This window comes from Kitasatospora sp. Ki12, assembly GCF_054601375.1.
Window position 1 is genome coordinate 3,522,444 of record NZ_BAAIHT010000001.1, and the last position, 20,475, is coordinate 3,542,918.

The window sequence follows — 20,475 nt, forward strand, 5'->3', positions numbered from 1 at the left end:
TGGTGCGCCGGAGACCCGTACGGCCGTCCGCTCAGGCGTCGAACTCCCGTACCAGCCGCTTCGGTGCCGTCCGCCGCCAGGCCTCGGTGACCAGGTCGCGCAGCTCGTCCCGGTCCACCAGGGCGAGCCGGACGCTCACCCAGCCGTGCCGGCCGACGTAGGGGGCGGAGGAGAACACCTCGGGTTCGGCGGCGAGGAGTTCGGCCTGGTCCTCGGGGGAGGCCTTGACGGTGACCCGGTCGCCGTCGGGCGCGCCCATCGCGAAGATCCGGCCGCGCACCCGCAGCGTCTCGATGTCCCAGGTCGGCTCCTGGGCGGCCTCCGGCAGGGCCATGGCCATCGTGCGGAACTCGTCGAACGTCACCATGGCGGCAGGTTAGAGCAGGGCACCGACAACGCGCCCCCGGCGCGCGTGACAGCGCACCGGGGGCGCGGGTGGGTCCGGGGCCGGGCGACCGGGCCGGGGCGGCCGGGCCGGGGCCGGTCGGGCCACGCACCGGTCAGGACAGCGAGGCCCAGGCGTCGCAGGAGCGGTCGGCGGCGACCAGCCGGTCCGGGTGGCCGCTGCCGTCGGCGATCGAGATCCGGCGGTAGTTCTGGCCGCTGAACACCCAGAACTCGCTGTTCCCGCCGACCCGCTGGCAGTCCGGGACGGGCAGGAAGCAGTCCACCCGGTTGAGCCCGTTCAGCGAGCTCCACTGGGAGAGTTCACGGTCGGTGCGCTCGCGCACGTCGGTGTGCGAGGTGCCGTCGGCGATCGAGATCAGCCGGTACTGCTGGCGGCCGGCCGTGGTGTGGAAGCACCAGTACCAGCTCTTGCCGCCGACCCGCTGCTGGTCCGGGACGGGCAGCCAGCAGTCCACCTGGCCGACGCCGCTGAGCGAGCCCCAGTGGGTGAGGTCGCGGTCGGAGCGTTCGAGCGTGGTGGTGTACCGGCCGCCGGCGCAGGTGACCGAGACCATCCGGTACAGCTGGCGGCCGCCGGTGCTGTGGAAGACCCAGTACCAGCTCTTGCCGGCCGGGTCCTGCTGGTCCGGCACGGGCAGGAAGCAGTCGACCCGGCCGACGCCCTGGAGACAGGTCCAGCTGGTGAGCCAGGTGTCGTCCTCGACCTTCCGGTCGGTGTGGGCCGAGCCGTCGGCCACCGAGATCAGCCGGCAGCGGTCGCCGTGGAACGCCCAGTACTGGCTCTGGCCGCCCTTGCGGTACTGGTCCGGGACGCCGACGAACTCGTCGCACGGGTACGCCTTCACCGGCTGCGGCTTGGGCTGCGTCTGCCCGCCGGTCTGGCTGCCCGTCTGTCCGCCGGTCTGCCCGCCGGTCTGGCCGTTGCTGCCCTGCCCGCCGACCGGGGTGAGCCGTCCCTCGCAGAGCCCGCGCAGGATGCTCAGGGAGGGCATGAAGGCGTACACCGAGCCGGTCGTCCGGACGAACTGCGCGAAGTTCAGCGGGGTGTGCTGGATCAGGCCGCTCGCGTCCCGGCTCTCGTAGTCGACCGGGGTGACCTCACCCGTGTCCGGGTCCAGGCAGTGCTGGGTGACCGGGTCCCGGCCGGGGACGGGCCTCGGGCTCGTGTGCCCGGGCGGGGTGGTCCCCTGGGAGTCGCGGTTGGGCGGGAAGTTCCGCTGGTCCATCCAGTCGGCCTGGATGAACTCGAACTGCCGCTGCAGGTCGGCCTGGTAGCAGATGAACAGCAGGCCGCGGGGGTCGTCGGGGCCGCCGGGGCCCTCGGAGGCCGGGTCGAACGGCGCGCCGTACGGGGTGCCGCGGCGCATGATCCGCCGGCCGTTGAGGTCCCTGGCCGGGAACGCGGGCTTGTCCGGGCTCTCCTGCAGGCCGGCTCGGGGTTCGGTCTTGCGCAGGTGCGACCAGAGCGGGGTGACCAGGCCCTCCGGGTCGTCCCGGAAGTCGAAGTCGTTGTCCTTGGCGGCGTTCGGGTTGTTCGGGACGTCCCGGTCCTGGTGCTTGCAGACCGGTGCGCCGGATCGCCAGCGGCCGACCATCCGGGCGGCCAGCCACTCGGTGGTGGCGTTCTCCGGGACGGCCTTGGCCTGCCTGAGCTCCTCCAGCTTGACCGCGACCTGCGACCACCAGCCGGGTACGTCCTGGGCGAGCCGGCGGACCACCTGGAAGGAGCCGTTGCGCGACCACTCCGGGTAGCGGTCCCTGGGGAAGCTGAACCGGTCGTTCTCCAGGCCGCAGACGAACTCGCCGGCCGGGATGAGCCGGGTGCCCGGGTGGCCGTCCACCTCGTCCGGCTTGGCCGGGTTGGGCCGGTCGAAGCCGCTGATGCCGGGCTCGCTGATGCCGTCCTTGAAGCCGAAGTGCTCCTTGCCGCGGCGGCTGCCCAGCAGGGTCTGCGCGTTCTGCTGGTAGACGATCAGGACCCGGCACTCGGCGGCGGAGATCCGCTGGGCCTCGACGGCCGACTGCAGGTCCCGCTCGGTGTCGGCGGAGATCTTCAGCACGGCGTGCACCGGCTGGTTCTTCCCGTTGCCGAACAGCCAGTTGTCCGGCCTGTTGTCACCGGTGTCGCCGAGTGCGAAGGCACGCTGGGCCGAACCCTGCTTGAAGGCCTCCAGCCCGCTGCCGACCGGCGGGGCGGTCGGGAACGGGTCGCTCGCGGAGAGCATCCGCAGGCCCTCGTAGGTGAAGCTGATGCCGAGCCAGGTGGCGGTCAGCGACTTGGGGTCGTCGCCGCCGGAGGCCTGCCTGGCCTCGCTGAACGCCTCGTTGAACGTGGCGACCTCGCGGGTGGTGGAGATCTGCGGGGTCAGCTTGCGCAGCCAGTCGCGGGCCCGGGCGGCGTCCTCGAACTTGAGGAACAGGACACTGACGTTGTCCTTCTTGAACCCGGCGAGGATGTCGCCCTGGATCTCCTCGCTGTCGCGCAGGTTCGGTTCCGTGGTCATGGGTGGGAAGTCCTTTCGTACTGCGGGGATCAGGCCGAGGAGCCGAGTTGGACCCACTGCGCGACACTGGGCACGCCCTGGTCGCTGAGCAGGAAGAGCATGTACCAGCCGGGCGGGGCGGCCTTGGCGTCCGGCGGGGCCTGGAGCTGCAGCCGGTTGCCGGCCCGGCTGGTGAGCCGCAGCTCGATGTGGCGCTGGCTGGTGTTGACCGAGTGGGTGGAGGTGGTCGGGGCCAGCAGGACGGCCTTGGCGGCCAGGCCCGGGGTGGTGCTGGTGACGGTGAAGGTCTTGTCGTAGCCGACCGGGGTGGTGGGCGCGTTGGCCAGCGCCGGCCGGTCGCCCTGGCTCAGGTACGGCGGCTCGTAGATCTCGATGGTGCCGTTCATGGTGGTCGGGCCGGTGGTGCCGGGGATGCCGCTCACCGTGCCGTTGACGTCCGTGTTGTTGGCCAGCTGCTGGAGCTCGTCGCCGGTCACCATGACGCGCCCGTCCGGCAGCACCACCGCGTTGGAGTGGTAGCCGCGCGGCAGCCGCTGGACCGGGCCGAGCTTCCAGTTGCCCTGGTCGTCGCGCAGCTCGATCTGGCGGTACTTGAGGTCCGCGTTGGGGTTGTACGGACCGTTGCCGTAGTCGCGGATGTCGTAGGCGCCGTTGACGGTCAGCAGCCTGCCGTCGGGCAGCAGGACGGTGTCGTCCTGGGTGCGGCCGAAGGCGCGGGACTTGTCGGCGGTCCAACTGCCGTTGGAGAAGCGCAGGGTGCTCGGGTTGTCCCGGTCGCCGCCGAGGATCAGCGCGGAGTCCGGGCCGTTGACGCCGCTCGGCAGCATCACGGCGGAGCCGTAGTTGCGCCTGCGGCCGTCGGGGCGGGCGGTGAGGTCGCCGCGGGACTCGGCGACCGGGTCGAACTTCCACTGCTCGTTGGGCGTGCGGCCGAAGCCGTAGACGTTGCCGTCGTTGAGCGAGAACAGGTGCGGGTAGTCGGTGCTGAACGGGGCGTCCGCCCTGAACCGCTCCACCGGGGTGTTGGCGGGGAGGTCGGTCTTCTTCACCGGCACCGCGAAGTTCTTGGCGGGGAACCGCTCGACCACCGGGGTCGGGGTGCCGTAACCGAGTTCGGACTGCCCGGACATGATCAGCTGCCGGCCGTCGGCGCCGGTCACCACCGAGGGGTACCAGCGGCCGACCGACATGTCGGGGTTGCGGGTCCAGGTCTCGGTCCAGGGGTCGAAGATCAGCGAGAGCTTGGCACCCGTACCGCCGTTGCCGCCCAGGTTGCCGCCGAAGACGCCGAGCATCCCGTTGGGCAGGAAGGAGTGGCCGGAGCAGAAGAACGGCACCGGGCGCTGCTCGCCCAGGCCGTCCGGCATGTCGGCGACCGGCGGGGTGACCTGCTTGAAGGCGTCCTTGCCGGTGCCCTTGGCCGGGTCCCAGAGGAAGGCCCGGCCCGCGTTCTCCTTGCCGATGGTCTGGGTCGGGGCGGGCTCCTTCTCCGGGTTGGTCTCGATCCGTTCGAAGGAGAACAGCAGCACCTTGCCGGTCGGCAGCAGCGCGACGTGGTCGCCGAAGTCGGGGGACGGGAAGTACTCCTTGAACGCGCCGAAGGTCGCCGGGTCGAAGGCCCTGTTGTGATCGGCCTGGGAGGCCGTCAGCGCGTTGTAGCGGTTGGTGCGGGTGGTCTGCGGGTAGTCGCCGATGCCCCGGACGGCGGCGCGCATCCGGGCGTGCTCCTCGGCGTGCTCCTGGCCGAGCGCCGCGACCTCGTCCTGCCGCAGCTCGGCCATCACCCGGGGGGAGTCGACGTGCGGGGTCAGGTCGTCGGAGCCGGGCCCGTGGGCGAGGGCCGGGGCGGCGGTGCCCAGCAGGCTGCCGGCGGTCACCGCGAGGACGACGGCGGTGCCCGACAGCCGTCGGCGGGCCCGGCGCCGTGGCTGGGGGCGTGGTGGGGACAGGGACATGGGTCTCCTAAGGAGGGGGTGCGCGGAGGGAGGGAGGCGGCGAATGCGGGCGGACGGGCCGTGGGCGGGCGCGGTCCTGCGATGGTCGCCAACGGTGACAGGAGATCACAGCGTGTGGTGGTTCGCATGCCGATGCATTCCCTCGACGGAACGGTCGCACCGAGCCCGGCGGAACGTCACACCACGCCCAGCGCGTACGCCGCGAACAGCGCTGCCCCGGCGCCGGCCGCCGCCTTCCCGGCCCGGGAGAAGGCCGTCCACGGCCCGTCGAACCGCCGGGTGAACCACCCGATCGCCACCAGCACCGCTCCGAACAGCGGCAGCAGGGCCAGCCGCGCGGCCACCCAGCCGAGCGAGTCCGGCGCGGTGGTCAGCCCCGGGACGGCGCCCAGGCCGGCCGCGCCGGGCACCGCCACCGCGAGCATCGCGCTCTGGTGCCAGCAGAAGATCGTCATCGCCGACAGGTTGACCACCACCACCGGCAGCCAGAGCAGCGGACGGCGGGTCAGCAGCCGGCCCAGCCGCTCCCGCAGCAGCACCGCGGCGCCGCACTGGAACGCCGCCAGCGCGAGCACCAGCAGGGACGGCGGGTGCGAGTTGGTGCGCTCCGCCCCCGGCACGCCGACCATGCTGGCCGGGTAGTGGAACACCAGCAGCAGCGCGGCGAACAGCGCGCCGCCGCCGAGCAGCAGCACCCGGGCGGCCGGCCGGCCGAGCCGGCCCTGCGCCCAGAGCACGCCGAGCTGGTAGCCGAACAGCCAGCCCGGCAGGATGTTCAGCAGCGCGACCCAGGACGGCACCGCCTGCGCCCACGGCCCGTACCGGAGCAGGTCGACGACGGCGACCGAGGCCGCCAGCAGGCCCGCCGACCAGCCGCCCAGCCGGCGCCCGGCGGCCACGCAGAGCGGGGTGAGCGCGGTCAGGCCCAGGTAGACCCCGATGTACCAGAGCGGCTGCACCACCAGCGTCGCGCCGGTGCGCAGGGTGTCGGCGGGCACGCCGAGCGCGGGCAGCAGCGGGATCAGCAGCGCCCAGACGGCCGTGACCCCGAGCACCGGACGCAGCAGCCGCACCGCCCGGCTGCGCAGCCACCCGCCGTAGGACCCGCCGCGGGCGCGGGCCCGTTCCAGTGAGCGGACCGAGGAGTGGCCGCCGACCAGGAAGAACACCCCGAGCATCTGGAGCGCCCAGCTGATCGGGGCGAAGAAGCCGAGCGAGGAGAGCGGGCTGGCGTTGTGCAGCACGCCGTCGGGGGAGCGGGTGAAGCCGCCGAGCATCCAGTGCCCGACCGGGACGGCGAGCAGGGCGAGGGCGCGCAGCCCGTCCAGGGCGCGGTCGCGGGTGGCGGGGGTCTTGGCGTCGACCCGTCGGGCGGCGTGGCGCAGGGCGGTGAGCGGGTGGGCGGCGGTGGTGCTCCGTGCCATGGTGGTGCTCCTTCCGGTGCGGGGGGCTGGGTGCGGGGGGTGCTCGGGTGGCTCGGCGCTCGGCGCTTGGCGCTCAGGCGCGGCCGAGGGCGACGGCGGCGTACGCGGCGAGCGAGTCGGTGCCGGGGGCGAAGTAGCCGTTGTGGCCGTGGGATCCGGTGGCGGGCAGCGGGCGGGCGCCGAAGCCGGGGGCGGTCGGGTCGGTGCCGTGGCCGAGGCCGAACAGCCGCACGTTGGGCACGTCGCCGATCCAGTCGGAGCCGTTGCGGGCGGTGGCCCAGAGCGGGACGCGCGGGTCGAGGTCGGCGGCGGAGCCGACGCCCATGCCGGGGGAGCCGAGCACCACCACGCCGGAGGCCCGGGCCGGGGTGGGGCGGGCCAGGCCGCAGACCACCGAGCCGTAGCTGTGGCAGTACACGGTGGCCGGGGCCTGCGGGCGGGTGGTGGCGGCGAGTCCGTCGAGCAGCCGGGTGAGGCGGTCGGCGCCGGCCCGGGCGAGGTCCTCGGTGGCGGCGTCCGGGCCGAGGCCGACCGGGGTGGTGTAGCCGGCCCAGGCGATCACGGCGACCTGCCGGCCGGTCGCCTCGTGGAGTGCGCGGGCCATGCCGGCGGGGGTGCCGTACGGGTTGCCCGCGCGGTCGAAACTGAGCAGGTCGATGTCCGAGCCGGGGACGATCACGGCGGTGCGGGCGGCGCCCGTCAGGTCGCCGTACACCTCGGCGACCTGGCCGCGGCCGCGCGGGTCGAAGGCGAGGACCTGCCGTCCGCCGTCCAGCAGGGTGCGGTAGCGCTCGGCGCGGGTACGGGCGGCCGCGTGGTCCTGCGGGGTGAGGGCGGGGTCGACGGCCCGGGCGAGTTCACGGGTGCGTTCGGCGGCGAGGGCCAGGGCGTTGGCGCGGTACCGGAGCGGGACCGGGGCGCCGTCCAGGTTGCCGACCACCAGCGGGTGCCGGACGGCCAGCGCGTCCTGCCGTGCCGGTGCCAACCCGGCGAAGAACGCGGCGACGTCGGCCGGGGTGGCGGTGGCCGGGTCGGGCAGCCGCAGGCCGAGCGAGGCGTCGGCGGTCCAGGCGGCGCTGCCGGGCGGTGGTCCGGTGAGCGGGGTCTGGGTGCCGGCGGCCCAGCCGCCCGCGCCGAGTACCGCCGCCAGCGCCACCGCGGCGGCGGCGAGCGCCCTCCTGACCCGAAGTCCGCGCATGTCCCTGTTCCCCCTCGTCCGTCCGGCTCGCTACGGAGAGGAAGGTAGGAACAGCACGGCCCCGCGGACGTCACACCGCGGGGCCAACTGCCTTGTGGTACTGGGGTATCAGGAGGATTTCCCGCTCGCGGGAGGGGGGTCAGCGGGGTGGGGACAGCCCCCCTACTGGCCGGGGGTCACCAGGCCCGACTCGTAGGCCAGCACCACGGCCTGGGCGCGGTCGCGCAGGTCGAGCTTGGCGAGGATGCGCCCGATGTGGGTCTTGACGGTCTGCTCGGCGAGCACCAGGTCGGCGGCTATCTCCTGGTTGGACAGGCCGCGGGCGATCAGCGCCAGCACCTCGGTCTCGCGCGGGGTGAGGCCGTTGAGCCGCACCTTGGGGTCGTGGCGCCGGGCCGGGCGGGTGCGGGCGAAGTCCTCGATCAGCCGCCGGGTCACCGAGGGGGCGAGCAGCGCCTCGCCGGCCGCGACCACCCGGACGGCCGCGATCAGGTCGGCGGGCGGGGCGTCCTTGAGCAGGAAGCCGCTGGCGCCGGCGCGCAGCGCCTCGTACACGTAGTCGTCCACGTCGAAGGTGGTCAGCATCAGCACCTTGGGCCGGTGGGCGCCCGGCACCGCCGGGCCGAGCAGCCGCCGGGCCGCCTCCAGGCCGTCCATCACGGGCATCCGGACGTCCATCAGCACCACGTCGGGGTGGGTGCGCCCGGTGACCTCCAGGGCCTGGGCGCCGTCCGCCGCGTCCCCCACCACGTCGATGTCGGTCTGGGTGTTCAGCAGGGCGGCGAAGCCCGCGCGCACCATGGCCTGGTCGTCGACGATGATCACGCGGATGGTCATGCGGTGGTCTCCCGGGGGGTGTCTGGGCTGCCTGGGGCGTCTGGGCTGTCTGCGGTGTCTGAGGTGTCGAGGGGCAGGACGGCGGCCACCTTGAAGCCGCCGTCCGGCAGCGGGCCGGTGTCCAGCCTGCCATCGACCAGCCGGACGCGTTCGCGCATTCCGACCAGGCCCTGCCCGGTGCCCTCGGCCGAGGCCTCCAGCGACTCGGTGCGCTCGGCCGGCGGCGCGTTGACCACGGTCACCAGCAGCTCCGGCCCGTCCGAGGAGAGCGACACCCAGGTCCGCGCGCCGGGGGCGTGCCGCACCACGTTGGCGAGCGCCTCCTGGACGATCCGGTACGCGGAGAGGCCGACGGCCTGCGGCACCGTCTCCGCCAGCCCGGTGTCCACGGTCAGTTCGGCCGGCACTCCGGCCCGTCCCACCGTCTCGACCAGCTGGGCGAGTTGGCCCACCCCGGGCTGCGGGGCCCGCTCGCCGCCGGAGTCCTCGCTGCGCAGCACGCCCAGCAGCCGGCGCATCTCGGCGAGCGATTCGCGCGCGGTGCCGGCTATCGTGCCGAACTCCTCGGCGGCCTCGGCCGGCACGTCGCTGATCCGGTACGGCGCGCTGGCGGCCTGGACCGCGATCACCGACATGTGGTGGGCCACCACGTCGTGCAACTCCCGCGCGATCCGGGCGCGTTCCTCCAGCAGGGTGCGGCGCTCGCGTTCGGCCTCGCTGATGTGCTCCTGTTCGGTGAGCAGCCGGCGCGCCTCGGCGCGTTCCCGCAGGGCCCCACCGAGCAGCAGGACGGCACCGGTCAGGGCGATCGCGAGGAGGACGTTGTTCCCGGTGAAGCGGGAGCCCGCCCCGGCGATCGTCAGGGCGCCCCCGGCCGCCGCGGTGACCAGCCAGACCGCGACCAGGGTGCGTCGCGGCTCGCGGAGGGAGAGCGGGAGCATCAGGATCAGGTAGCCGATCAGGCTGGTGGGGATCCACGGCCAGAGGCTGCCGGTCCCGCTCCCGGTGGTCAGGACCAGCAGGGCGGCCAGCAGATCGGTGCCGCCGATCATCCACCAGGCGGCCAGCGGCCGGCTCACCGCGAGCAGCAGCGGCGCGGTCTGCGCGACGGCGAGCGCACCGGCGAGCCCCCCGTTGAGCCCGTAGTCGTTGGCCAGCACGTTGATCCCGCTGGGCAGCAGCGAGGCGATCGCGGCCACCGCGAGGACGTACGGGAGGTGGCGGGCCCACGGCCGGGAGGCCTGGGCCAGCAGCGGGGTGTGGTCGGCGGAGGGCCGGACGAGCGCGTTGAGCAGGGCCCGCGCCGTGCCGGTGGGGCGGGATCCGGCGGACGAGTCGATCATCAGGCCAGACTAGGGGCGGGACGGCCGCGGCGAGTCCGACCGGGGGCCGGGATCCGGGGTAGTACCCCGGTATGACCCGGGCGGGCGTTCAGGCGCGCCAGTGGCCGGTCAGGGCCGGGCCGAGCTGGTCGAAGTGGCGCTCGATCAGGGCGATCATGCCCTCCGGTCCCTCGGGTTCGCGGTCGGCCGTCCAGGAGAGGTGGGCGGCGCGCAGGACGCTGCCGAAGACGGCGGCGAGCACGGTGGGGCGCAGGTCCTCCCGGGGGTCCAGCCCCTCCCGCTCGGCGAGCACCCGGACGACGATCCGCTCCTGCTCGGTGACCCGGCGCAGGTGGGCGGCGAGCAGGGTGGGGGCGTCCTCGATCATCCGCATGAGTTCGAGGGCGCTGCTGATCGAGCCGGGGCCGGAGGCCTTGGCGTTCCCGAGGTCGCGCCAGGCCTTGACGATCGAGGCGCGCAGGGCCTGCAGCGGGGTCTCCTCGGCGGGGCGGTGGCGCAGGCACTCGATGAAGTAGTCCTCGGCGTCGGCCATCACGGCGAGCGCGACCTCGTCCTTGTTGGCGAAGTACCGGAAGAAGGTGCGCTGGGAGACGTCGACGGCGGAGGCGATCTCGTCGACGGTCGTCCGGGCGAAGCCCTGGCTGAGGAAGAGCACGTGGGCGGCCTGGACCAGGGCGTACCTGGTCTGCTGCTTCTTGCGCTCGCGCAGCCCGGGTGTCCGCCCGAGGTCCTCCGGGGTGCCGGCGGGGCGGGGGGTGCGAGCGGCCATGGTGGGGCCTTCCGGGGCGCTGGTGCGGCGGGTGGGAGCACAACTTTAGCGTTCTGACAAATGTCAGTAATGGCCAGAAGTCACTGTTTGCCGAATGTCAGCGGCTGACATAATCTGCCGCGAGTGGCGCCCGTCGGGCCGGGGCACCTGTGGGGACGGGTGGGCCGGGGCGCCACGACCACGTTCCGAACGAGCCACGCCCCCGGAGGGCCCAGATGAGCCAGTCCGTCGTCAAGAACTCCGAGGCGGACGCCGCGCCGCCGCCGACGCCGCCGTCCGGGAGCGGACTCAAGGGGCACCCCTGGCTGACCCTGCTGACCGTCGCCGTCGGCGTGATGATGGTCGCGCTGGACGGCACGATCGTCGCCATCGCCAACCCGGTGATCCAGGAGAAGCTGAACGCCGCCCCGTCCGAGATCCAGTGGGTCACCAGCGGCTACCTGCTCGCCCTGGCGGTCTTCCTGATCACCGCCGGCAAGATCGGCGACCGGTTCGGCCACAAGAACACCTTCCTGGTCGGCGCGGTCGGCTTCGCCGCCACCTCGGCCGCGATCGGCTTCGCCGGCGACATCCAGACCGTGATCGCCTTCCGGGTGCTCCAGGGCCTGTTCGGCGCGCTGCTCCAGCCGGCCGCGCTCGGCCTGCTGCGCGGGGCCTTCCCGGCCGAGCGGCTCAACATGGCGATCGGCATCTGGGGCGGCGTGATCGGCGCCTCCACCGCGGCCGGCCCGATCGTCGGCGGCCTGCTGGTCGAGCACGTCAACTGGGAGTCGGTGTTCTTCATCAACATCCCGGTCGGCCTGATCGCGCTGGCGCTCGGCCTGTGGATCCTCCGGGACGTACGGGCCGAGAACGCCGCCAAGTCCTTCGACCTGCCCGGCATCGCGCTGCTGTCGGTCGGGATGTTCGCGCTGGTCTTCGGCATCATCAAGGCCCCCGAGTGGGGCTGGGGCGACGCGCGGACGCTGCTCCTGCTGGGCGGTGCGGTGCTGCTGATGGTGCTCTTCGCGCTCTGGCAGGGCAAGGCGCGCGAGCCGCTGATCCCGCTCGGCCTGTTCCGCTCGGTGCCGCTGTCGGCGGGCGTCCTGCTGATGGTGCTGATGGCCTTCGCGTTCTTCGGCGCGATCTTCTTCGTCACCTTCTACCTGCAGAACGTGCACGGGATGAAGCCGGTCGAGGCCGGCGTCCACCTGCTGCCGATGACCGGGATGATGATCGTCGGCTCGCCGCTGGCCGGCATCGCGATCGGCAGGCTCGGTCCGCGGATCCCGATCGTGGCGGGCATGCTGATCACCACCACCGCGATGGTCGGCATGTCCACCCTGGACACCGGGTCCGGCAACGGCGTGATGTCGCTCTGGTTCGTCCTGATGGGCCTCGGCATCAGCCCGGTCATGGTCGGCGCCACCGAGGTGATCGTCGGCAACGCCCCGCTGGAGCTGTCCGGCGTGGCCGGCGGCCTGCAGCAGGCCGCGATGCAGGTCGGCGGCAGCCTCGGCACCGCGGTGCTGGGCGCGCTGATGGCCGCCAAGGTCGGCGACGTGCTGCCCGGCAACTGGGCCGGGGCCGGCCTGCCGCCGGTCCAGGGCCCCGAGGCCGACGGCCTCAAGCAGGCCGCCCAGCTCGGCATCGCCCCGCCGGCCCCGGCCGGCACCCCGCAGCAGGTGGTGGACGCGATGGCGGGTGCCGTCCACGAGTCCTTCGTCAGCGGCATGTCGCTCGCGTTCGCGGTCGCCGCCGTGGTGGCCTTCGCCGCCGCCCTGCTCGGCCTGCTCACCCGCCGCGGCACCACCGACGCGGGCCCCGCCGTGCACATCTGACGCGCGCCCGTGCACCACGGCCCCGGACTCGGCGGAGTCCGGGGCCGTCGTGGTGTTCGCGGGCGGTCGTGGTGTCCGGGGCCGTGGCGGTGTTCGGAGGTGTGCTCAGACGCGGGTGAGGGCGACCAGCGGGACCGTCCGGGCCGCGGTGCGGTACCCGGCGAACTGCGGCTGGGCGGCGATCTGGCGGGCCCAGAGCGCGTCGTGCTCGGCCGGGTCGACCGGGGCCGCCAGGGCCGGGTACCGGTCGGTGCCGACCTCGACGGTGACCCCGGGGTGGGCGACCAGGTTGCGGTACCAGACCGGGTCCGTGTCGCTGCCGCCGTTGGAGGCGAAGACCACCAGCCGGTCGCCGTCCGGCAGGTAGACCAGCGGGGTGGTGCGCGGCTCGCCGCTGCGGGCGCCGACCACGGTGAGCAGGAGCAGGGGCATGCCGGCGAGGTCACCGCCCACCGCGCCCTCCCGCGCGCGGAACTCGGCGATCACGTCGCGGTTGAACTCGCCCGCGCCGTCGGCGGGTTCGGGGTGGCGGGGGAGCGCGGTGGGGTTCGTCATGCCGGTCACCCTAGGAGCTGACACCGGTGTGAGGGTCAAGCGGCAACCCCGAAGGGCCGGACCCCCGTACGGGAGTCCGGCCCTTCGTCGTCTAGCCGGTGATCAGGCCTCGCCGCCGGCGGAGCCCGGGTCGGCAGCCGTCACGTCGAGCAGCTGGTAGCGGTCGATCGCCTCCTTCAGCGCCGAGCGGTCGATCTTGCCCTGCTTGGCGAGCTCGGTGAGCACGCCCAGGACGACCGACTGCGCGTCGATGTGGAAGAAGCGACGGGCCGCGCCACGGGTGTCGGCGAAGCCGAAGCCGTCGGCGCCCAGCGACTGGTACTGGCCCGGCACCCAGCGGGAGATCTGGTCCGGCACGGCGCGCATCCAGTCGGACACCGCGACGACCGGGCCCTCGGAGCCCTGGAGCTTCTGGGTGACGTACGGCACCCGCTGCGGCTCCTCGGGGTGCAGCAGGTTGAACTCCTCGGCCTCCACCGCGTCGCGGCGCAGCTCGTTCCAGGAGGTCGCGGACCAGACGTCGGCCTTGACGTTCCACTCCTCGGCCAGGATGCGCTGGGCCTCCAGCGCCCACGGCACGGCCACGCCGGAGGCGAGGATCTGGGCCGGGATCTGGCCGGCGGTCGCCGGAGCGTACTTGTGCAGACCCTTGAGGATGCCCTCGACGTCCACGTTCTCGGGCTCGGCCGGCATCTTGATCGGCTCGTTGTAGACGGTCATGTAGTAGAACACGTCCTCGCCGTTCGGGTGTTCGGCGCTGGAGCCGTACATCCGGCGCAGACCGTCCTGGACGATGTGCGCGATCTCGAAGCCGTACGCCGGGTCGTACGCGACGACGCCGGGGTTGGTCGAGGCCAGCAGGTGCGAGTGACCGTCGGCGTGCTGCAGGCCCTCACCGGTCAGGGTGGTGCGGCCGGCGGTGGCGCCGATCACGAAGCCGCGGGCCAGCTGGTCGGCCATCTGCCAGAACTGGTCGCCGGTGCGCTGGAACCCGAACATCGAGTAGAAGACGTACACCGGGATCAGCGGCTCGCCGTGGGTGGCGTAGGCCGAGCCCGCGGCGATCAGCGAGGCGGTGCAGCCGGCCTCGGAGATGCCGTCGTGCAGCATCTGGCCGGTCGGCGACTCCTTGTAGGCGAGGAGCAGGTCCCGGTCGACCGACTCGTAGGTCTGGCCGAGCGGGTTGTAGATCTTCGCCGACGGGAAGAGCGAGTCCATGCCGAAGGTGCGGTACTCGTCGGGCGCGATCGGCACGAAGCGGTTGCCGATGCCCTTGTCCCGCATGAGGTCCTTGAGCACCCGGACGAACGCCATGGTGGTGGCGATGGTCTGGTTGCCGGAACCCTTCTTGACCGCCTTGTACGCGTCGTCGCCGGGCAGTTCCAGCTGCCGCGGGCGGACCTTGCGGGTCGGCACGAAGCCGCCCAGGCCCTGCCGGCGGTCGTGCATGTACTGGATCTCTTCCGAGTTGCGGCCCGGGTGGTAGTAGGGCGGGTAGCCCTCGTCGAGCTGCTTGTCGGTGATCGGCAGGTGCAGCCGGTCGCGGAAGCGCTTCAGGTCCTCGACCGTCAGCTTCTTCATCTGGTGGGTGGCGTTGCGGCCCTCGAAGTTGGGGCCCAGCGTCCAGCCCTTGACGGTCTGGGCGAGGATGACCGTCGGCTGGCCCTTGTGCTCGCGGGCCGCCTTGAACGCCGCGTAGATCTTCTTGTGGTCGTGGCCGCCGCGACCCAGGTGCTGGATCTGCTGGTCGGTCATGCTCTCGACCATCTTGCGCAGGCGCAGGTCGGAACCGAAGAAGTGCTCGCGGATGTACTCGCCGGACTCGGTGGCGTAGGTCTGGAACTGGCCGTCCACCGTGGTGTTCAGCTTGTTGACCAGGACGCCGTCGCGGTCCTGCGCGAGCAGCGGGTCCCAGCTGCGGTCCCAGATGAGCTTGATCACGTTCCAGCCGGCACCCCGGAACTGGGACTCCAGCTCCTGGATGATCTTGCCGTTGCCGCGGACCGGGCCGTCGAGGCGCTGCAGGTTGCAGTTGACCACGAAGGTCAGGTTGTCCAGGCCCTCGCGGGCGGCCAGGGACAGCTGGCCGAGCGACTCGGGCTCGTCCATCTCGCCGTCGCCCAGGAAGGCGTACACCTGGGAGTCGGAGGTGTCCTTGATGCCGCGGTGCTCCAGGTAGCGGTTCATCCGGGCCTGGTAGATCGCGCCGAGCGGGCCGAGGCCCATCGAGACGGTCGGGAACTCCCAGAAGTCCGGCATGAGCCGCGGGTGCGGGTAGCTGGAGAGGCCGTACGGGGCCTTCGACTTCTCCTGGCGGAACGCGTCGAGCTGCTGCTCGGTGAGTCGGTCCAGGAGGAAGGCGCGGGCGTAGATGCCGGGGGAGGCGTGACCCTGGAAGAAGATCTGGTCGCCGGACTCGCCCTCGGCGTCCTTGCCGCGGAAGAAGTAGTTGAAGCCGACGTCGTAGAGCGACGCGGAGGAGGCGAAGGTGGCGATGTGGCCACCCACGCCGATGCCCGGGCGCTGCGCCCGGGAGACCATGACGGCCGCGTTCCACCGGGTCGCGTTGAGGATCTTGCGCTCGATCTCCTCGTTGCCGGGGAAGAACGGCTCGTCCTTGGTGGCGATGGTGTTGACGTAGTCCGTGCTGCGCATCTCGGGCACGGCGACACGCTTCTCGCGGGCGCGCTCGATCAGCCGCAGCATCAGGTAACGGGCACGCTCACGCCCCCGCTCGTCGATGGCCGCATCGAGCGACTCCAGCCATTCCGCGGTCTCCTCGGGATCGAAGTCCGGGACCTGACTCGGAAGGCCGCCAATGATGATCGGGTTGCGATCGGATCCGGAAGCCACGCTGTTCCTTCACTGTCGGTCGAAACTAGAGGTGTGTCGCGCCGCCTCCATCGTGCTACCGCGCTCGGAGATCCGTCATCTCTACCGATCGGTAACCGTTCCGCCTGGTGGACGGTCCGGTCTGGTGGTGAGCGGCGCGGGCGTCTTCGTCCGCTCCGCACACCCCCGGGTGTTACGAAAAGAGGTGGTCCGACCTGGTGTCCCGTCCGCCCGATGGCGGGCGGCCGGGGTGAGGGCCAACAGGAGACTCTACGCCCGCGCACGCGCGGACCCCGAATGCCGTTCGCATCTCGGGCACGCGTACGGCCTGTGGGCCGGGACCACCCGAAGCATCGTTGTCCTACGCAGAGAAGGGCAAATCGGTGTGATTCCCGACACGTGGAACCGGCGTGTCCCGTGCGACACGTCAACCTTTGGAGGGGATCGGGGGTCGGGTACTTGCGCGAACCGCCGCGCCCGTGTGGACTACGGCCACAGCCTCGGCATGGACGCCGAGCCGAATACTGGAGGTTATTCCCGTGAGCGCGACCGCGGACCCCGCGGACAAGTCCAACCCGGCTACCCGTCTCGGCTTCGAAGAGGGCCAGATCATCCAGGAGCTGGGGTACGACGAAGACACTGACCAGGACCTCCGCGAGGGCATCGAGGAGATCACCGGCGCGGATCTCGTCGACGAGGACTACGACGACGTCGCGGACGCCGTCCTGCTGTGGCACCGCGACGACGACGGGGACCTCACCGACTCCCTCGTCGACTCGCTGGAGTACCTCGCCGAGGGCGGCGTCATCTGGCTGATGACGCCCAAGACCGGGCGGGACGGCCACATCGAGGCCTCCGACATCAGCGACGCGGCCAAGACCGCGGGCCTCTCGCAGACCAGCTCGATCAACATCGTCAAGGACTGGGCGGCCACGCGACTCGCGACCAAGTCCACGGCGAAGCCGGGCGGCAAGCGCTGAACGGGTTCTGAAGCCCCTCGCCGGGCCCCGTCGGAGTCTCACTCCGACGGGGCCCGGCGCTTTTGCGGGCGGGGGGCTCTCGGGGCGGCCGGGGATTGCCTGGGGCTGCCCGGGGGCTCTCGGGGCGGTCGGGGTCGCCCGGAGTCGCCGGGGGTTACTCGGGTCGCTCGGGGCCGATCAGGGTCGCTCGGCGCGTTCGCCCAGGGCGAAAGGGGGCGGGCGCCCGGCCGGCCCGCCTCATCCGTTCGGCCGAACGCCCGTGAACGAATGCGAGGATGTGGCCAGCCGCGCCCGCCGCGCGGCCCCGGTCGCGTCAGAAAGGTCCCCTCCATGGCCGTCGAGGTCGGCACCCAGGCTCCGGACTTCGAGCTCAACAACCAGCACGGGGAGCCGGTCCGGCTCACCGACTTCCGCGGCGAGAAGAACGTCGTCCTGGTCTTCTACCCGTTCGCCTTCACCGGGGTCTGCACCGGCGAGCTGGGCGCGATCCAGCGCGAGCTGGCCGGGCTGCAGAACGACGACGTCCAGGTGCTCGGCCTCTCCTGCGACTCGCAGTTCTCCCAGCGGACCCTCGCCGACCGGGAGGGCCTGGAGTTCCCGCTGCTGGCCGACTTCTGGCCGCACGGCGAGGTCGCCCGGGCGTACGGCGTCCTGGACGAGGAGCGCGGCTGCCCGCTGCGCGGCACCTTCGTGATCGACCGGGCGGGCGCGGTGCGCTGGAGCGTCGTCAACGGCCTCCCGGACGCCCGGGACGAACAGGAGTACCTGAAGGTGCTCGCCGGGCTCTGAGGCCCCGCCCCGGCCGTTCGAGCCCTGTCCGGGCCGGCTCGGGCCCTGTCCGGACCTGGTTCGGCGCCGGTTCGGACCTGGTCCGGCGCCGGTTCGGCCCGGTTCGGATCCGGTTCGTACGGCCCGGTTCGGTCCGGTCCGCGGGTCGGGCCCCGTCCGGCCGGGTGTCGAACGGCCGTGTCCGGCTCGAACCGCGCTGCGGACGGGAACCGCGTACTACGCTCGGGCCGTTGGCGGGGTGGGGTGCGGGAGTCGATCGGTCTCCCCGTGCCCCGGACCGCACCACCGGGGGCACCACCACAGGGCGTGCCTCCCGATTCTTGGAGGACACGTGGGAGTCAGCCTCAGCAAGGGCGGCAACGTCTCGCTCACCAAGGAGGCCCCAGGGCTCACGGCCGTGGTCGTCGGGCTGGGCTGGGACGTCCGTACCACCACCGGCGCGGACTTCGACCTGGACGCCAGCGCACTGCTCTGCAACGCCCAGGGCAAGGTCGCCTCGGACGGCAACTTCGTCTTCTTCAACAACCTGAAGAGCCCGGACGGCTCGGTCGAGCACACCGGTGACAACCTGACCGGTGAGGGCGAGGGCGACGACGAGGCGATCAAGGTCAACCTGGCCGGCGTCCCGGCGGACGTGGAGAAGATCGTCTTCCCGGTGTCGATCTACGACGCCGAGACCCGCGGCCAGAACTTCGGCCAGGTGCGCAACGCCTTCATCCGCGTGGTGAACCAGGCGGACAACGTGGAGCTCGCCCGCTACGACCTCTCCGAGGACGCCTCCACCGAGACCGCGATGGTCTTCGGCGAGCTGTACCGCAACGGCGGCGAGTGGAAGTTCCGCGCCATCGGCCAGGGCTACGCCTCCGGCCTGCGCGGCATCGCGCAGGACTTCGGCGTCAACGTCTGAGTCCTCGCCGGCGCCCTGTGGCGCCGCTTCCCGGGGCGGCCCCGGACCTCCGAGGTCCGGGGCCGCCCCGGTTCCGTACGGGCGCGGGCGCGGCTGTCGGCGCCGTCGTCGGGCGGTCGTCGCTCGGGCGGTCGTACGGACGGGCGCGGGTCGGTCGGGGGTTCGTCGGACCCGGTGCCGCGGGGGCCCGTCACGCTGCGAGGATGTGAGTTCAGGAAGTTCAGCCGACCAAAGCCGGTCGGCCGGGGCCGTGGGGGACTACACCTTTAAGGCGCCCCGGGAGAAGCAAGGGAGGAAGAACGTCATGGTGGTCACGCTCGCGAAGGGCGGCAACGTCTCGCTCACCAAGGCCGCGCCGAACCTGACGCAGGTCCAGATCGGCCTCGGCTGGTCCGCCCGTTCGACCACGGGCGCCCCGTTCGACCTCGACGCGAGCGCCCTGCTCTGCGGTGGGGGGCGGGTGCTCGGTGACGAGTACTTCGTCTTCTACAACAACCTCAAGAGCCCCGAGGGCTCGGTGGAGCACCAGGGCGACAACCTCACCGGGGGCGACGACACGGGTGACGACGAGGTGGTCCTGGTCAACCTGGACCTCGTCCCGGCCCAGGCCGACAAGGTGATCTTCGCGGTGTCGATCTACGACGCCGAGGCGCGGCTGCAGAACTTCGGTCAGGTCCGCAACGCCTACATCCGGGTCGTCAACTCGGTCGACGGCCAGGAGATCGCCCGCTACGACCTGTCCGAGGACGCGTCCAGCGAGACGGCGATGATTTTCGGCGAGCTGTACCGCTACGCGGGCGAGTGGAAGTTCCGCGCGGTGGGCCAGGGGTACGCCTCCGGCCTGCGCGGTATCGCGCTCGACTTCGGTGTGAACGTACAGTAAGGGCGGAAATCGGACCATCGCACCCGACCCGATCATGAGAACTGAGGGCAGTGCGGGGGAGACCTGACCGGGCCCGGCCCGGTCAGGGCGTCTCGGGGACGAGGCCGCCCCCGGCACGGCCAGAACCCGAAAGGTAGCCAACTCCCGTGTTCCTCCGCACATTCGGCTGGTCGTTCGCGATCACCGCCATCGGCCTGGTCGCGGCCGGACTGCTCTGGGGAGCCCAAGGCTTCGGCATCGTGCTGATCCTCTCCATCCTGGAGATCTCCCTGTCGTTCGACAACGCGGTGGTCAACGCCACGGTGTTGAAGCGGATGAACCCGTACTGGCAGAAGATCTTCCTGACCGTCGGCGTGCTCATCGCCGTCTTCGGCATGCGCCTGGTCTTCCCGCTGCTGGTCGTCGGCCTCACCGCGAAGCTCAACCCCGCGACGGTCATCGACCTCGCGCTCCACTCCGACAAGACCCACGACGGCCTGACCTACGGCCAGTACCTGGAGGCGGCCAACCCGGCCATCGCGGCCTTCGGTGGCGTCTTCCTGCTGATGATCTTCCTGGACTTCGTGTTCGAGGAGAAGGACTACAACTGGCTGGCCTGGATCGAGCGCCCGCTGGAGAAGGTCGGCAAGCTGGAGGCCTTCTCCTCCGTCGTCGCCCTGGTCGCGCTGCTGCTGGCCTCCAACTTCTTCGCCGGCGAGCACGCCGAGACCGTCCTGCTCGCGGGCGTCCTCGGCCTGGTCACCTACCTCATCGTCGGCGGCCTCTCCTCGATCTTCGAGTCGGGCCTGGAGGCCGAGGAGGAGCGCGAGGAGGAGGCCGAGAAGTCCGGCAAGTCGATCCTCCAGGTCGGCGGCAAGGCGGCGTTCTTCCTGTTCCTCTACCTGGAGGTCCTGGACGCGTCGTTCTCCTTCGACGGCGTGGTCGGCGCGTTCGCCATCTCCAGCGACATCTTCCAGATCACCCTGGGCCTCGGCATCGGCGCGATGTACATCCGCTCGCTGACCGTCTTCCTGGTCCGCAAGGGCACCCTGGACGACTACGTCTACCTGGAGCACGGCGCGCACTACGCGATCGGCGCGCTGTCGGTCATCCTGCTGGTCGGGATCAAGTACCACATCCCGGAGATCGTCACCGGCCTGATCGGCGTCGCCTTCATCGGGCTCGCGCTCGGCTCGTCGATCATCCGCAACCGGCGCGAGGGCGCGGACGAGGAACCGGAGCTGGTCGGCAGCGGCAAGTAGTCCGCCCGGCACACGAAACGGCCGCCTCCG

General features: G+C 72.1%; 16 protein-coding genes. 6 read left to right on the forward strand and 10 right to left on the reverse strand.

All coding sequences use genetic code 11. From position 1 onward, the window contains the following. Positions 1 to 31 precede the first annotated feature (31 nt). From ACYP53_RS15550 to ACYP53_RS15585, 8 genes are all read right to left on the reverse strand, one after another. Complete coding sequence (locus tag ACYP53_RS15550; RefSeq protein WP_189918153.1) at positions 32 to 367, reverse strand: MmcQ/YjbR family DNA-binding protein; 336 nt, start codon at positions 365 to 367, stop codon at positions 32 to 34. 133 nt (positions 368 to 500) lie between these two features. Further along, a complete protein-coding gene (locus ACYP53_RS15555) occupies positions 501 to 2,912 on the reverse strand; it encodes a Dyp-type peroxidase (RefSeq protein ID WP_459647704.1) in 2,412 nt (803 codons plus the stop codon). A gap of 29 nt (positions 2,913 to 2,941) precedes the next feature. Then, the gene (locus tag ACYP53_RS15560) at positions 2,942 to 4,867 is read right to left on the reverse strand and encodes a galactose oxidase-like domain-containing protein (RefSeq protein ID WP_459647705.1); all 1,926 of its coding nucleotides are present in this window, start codon (positions 4,865 to 4,867) and stop codon (positions 2,942 to 2,944) included. A 176-nt stretch (positions 4,868 to 5,043) separates the two neighbouring features. Further along, the gene (locus tag ACYP53_RS15565; protein ID WP_459647706.1) at positions 5,044 to 6,291 is read right to left on the reverse strand and encodes an acyltransferase family protein; all 1,248 of its coding nucleotides are present in this window, start codon (positions 6,289 to 6,291) and stop codon (positions 5,044 to 5,046) included. A 73-nt stretch (positions 6,292 to 6,364) separates the two neighbouring features. Continuing rightward, complete coding sequence (locus ACYP53_RS15570; RefSeq protein ID WP_459647707.1) at positions 6,365 to 7,489, reverse strand: alpha/beta hydrolase; 1,125 nt, start codon at positions 7,487 to 7,489, stop codon at positions 6,365 to 6,367. 162 nt (positions 7,490 to 7,651) lie between these two features. Then, positions 7,652 to 8,326, reverse strand: a complete 675-nt coding sequence (locus ACYP53_RS15575; protein ID WP_459647708.1) for a response regulator — start codon at positions 8,324 to 8,326, stop codon at positions 7,652 to 7,654. Further along, positions 8,323 to 9,669: a sensor histidine kinase gene (locus ACYP53_RS15580; RefSeq protein WP_459647709.1), complete on the reverse strand. Its 1,347-nt coding sequence runs from the start codon at positions 9,667 to 9,669 to the stop codon at positions 8,323 to 8,325. Before ACYP53_RS15580 ends, ACYP53_RS15575 begins: the two co-directional genes overlap by 4 nt. 88 nt (positions 9,670 to 9,757) lie before the next feature. Then, a complete protein-coding gene (locus tag ACYP53_RS15585; RefSeq protein WP_189918166.1) occupies positions 9,758 to 10,438 on the reverse strand; it encodes a TetR/AcrR family transcriptional regulator in 681 nt (226 codons plus the stop codon). Positions 10,439 to 10,773: 335 nt separating this feature from the next. On the opposite strand from ACYP53_RS15585, the gene ACYP53_RS15590 reads away from it, so the two are divergent. Continuing rightward, positions 10,774 to 12,258: an MFS transporter gene (locus ACYP53_RS15590; RefSeq protein ID WP_459647988.1), complete on the forward strand. Its 1,485-nt coding sequence runs from the start codon at positions 10,774 to 10,776 to the stop codon at positions 12,256 to 12,258. Between the two features lie 105 nt (positions 12,259 to 12,363). Here the strand turns inward: ACYP53_RS15590 and ACYP53_RS15595 are convergent, their stop codons facing one another. Both ACYP53_RS15595 and aceE read right to left on the reverse strand, forming a co-directional pair. Next, positions 12,364 to 12,813, reverse strand: a complete 450-nt coding sequence (locus ACYP53_RS15595) for a nitroreductase/quinone reductase family protein (RefSeq protein WP_459647710.1) — start codon at positions 12,811 to 12,813, stop codon at positions 12,364 to 12,366. A gap of 102 nt (positions 12,814 to 12,915) precedes the next feature. Further along, positions 12,916 to 15,666 carry a pyruvate dehydrogenase (acetyl-transferring), homodimeric type gene (aceE, locus tag ACYP53_RS15600; protein WP_189918177.1) on the reverse strand — a complete coding sequence of 917 codons (2,751 nt, stop codon included), beginning with the start codon at positions 15,664 to 15,666 and terminating at the stop codon, positions 12,916 to 12,918. Between the two features lie 518 nt (positions 15,667 to 16,184). Between aceE and ACYP53_RS15605 the strand changes: the two genes are divergently transcribed. The 5 genes from ACYP53_RS15605 (at position 16,185) to ACYP53_RS15625 (ending at position 20,445) form a co-directional block, all read left to right on the forward strand. Then, positions 16,185 to 16,625, forward strand: a complete 441-nt coding sequence (locus ACYP53_RS15605; RefSeq protein ID WP_189918179.1) for a DUF3052 domain-containing protein — start codon at positions 16,185 to 16,187, stop codon at positions 16,623 to 16,625. 330 nt (positions 16,626 to 16,955) lie between these two features. Beyond that, positions 16,956 to 17,414: a peroxiredoxin gene (locus tag ACYP53_RS15610; RefSeq protein ID WP_189918181.1), complete on the forward strand. Its 459-nt coding sequence runs from the start codon at positions 16,956 to 16,958 to the stop codon at positions 17,412 to 17,414. Between the two features lie 331 nt (positions 17,415 to 17,745). Continuing rightward, entirely contained in the window at positions 17,746 to 18,321 is a 576-nt protein-coding gene (locus tag ACYP53_RS15615) for a TerD family protein (RefSeq protein ID WP_189918183.1), read from the forward strand. Positions 18,322 to 18,625: 304 nt separating this feature from the next. Further along, the gene (locus tag ACYP53_RS15620; protein ID WP_189918186.1) at positions 18,626 to 19,204 is read left to right on the forward strand and encodes a TerD family protein; all 579 of its coding nucleotides are present in this window, start codon (positions 18,626 to 18,628) and stop codon (positions 19,202 to 19,204) included. 146 nt (positions 19,205 to 19,350) lie between these two features. Next, entirely contained in the window at positions 19,351 to 20,445 is a 1,095-nt protein-coding gene (locus ACYP53_RS15625; RefSeq protein ID WP_189918188.1) for a DUF475 domain-containing protein, read from the forward strand. Positions 20,446 to 20,475: the final 30 nt, after the last annotated feature.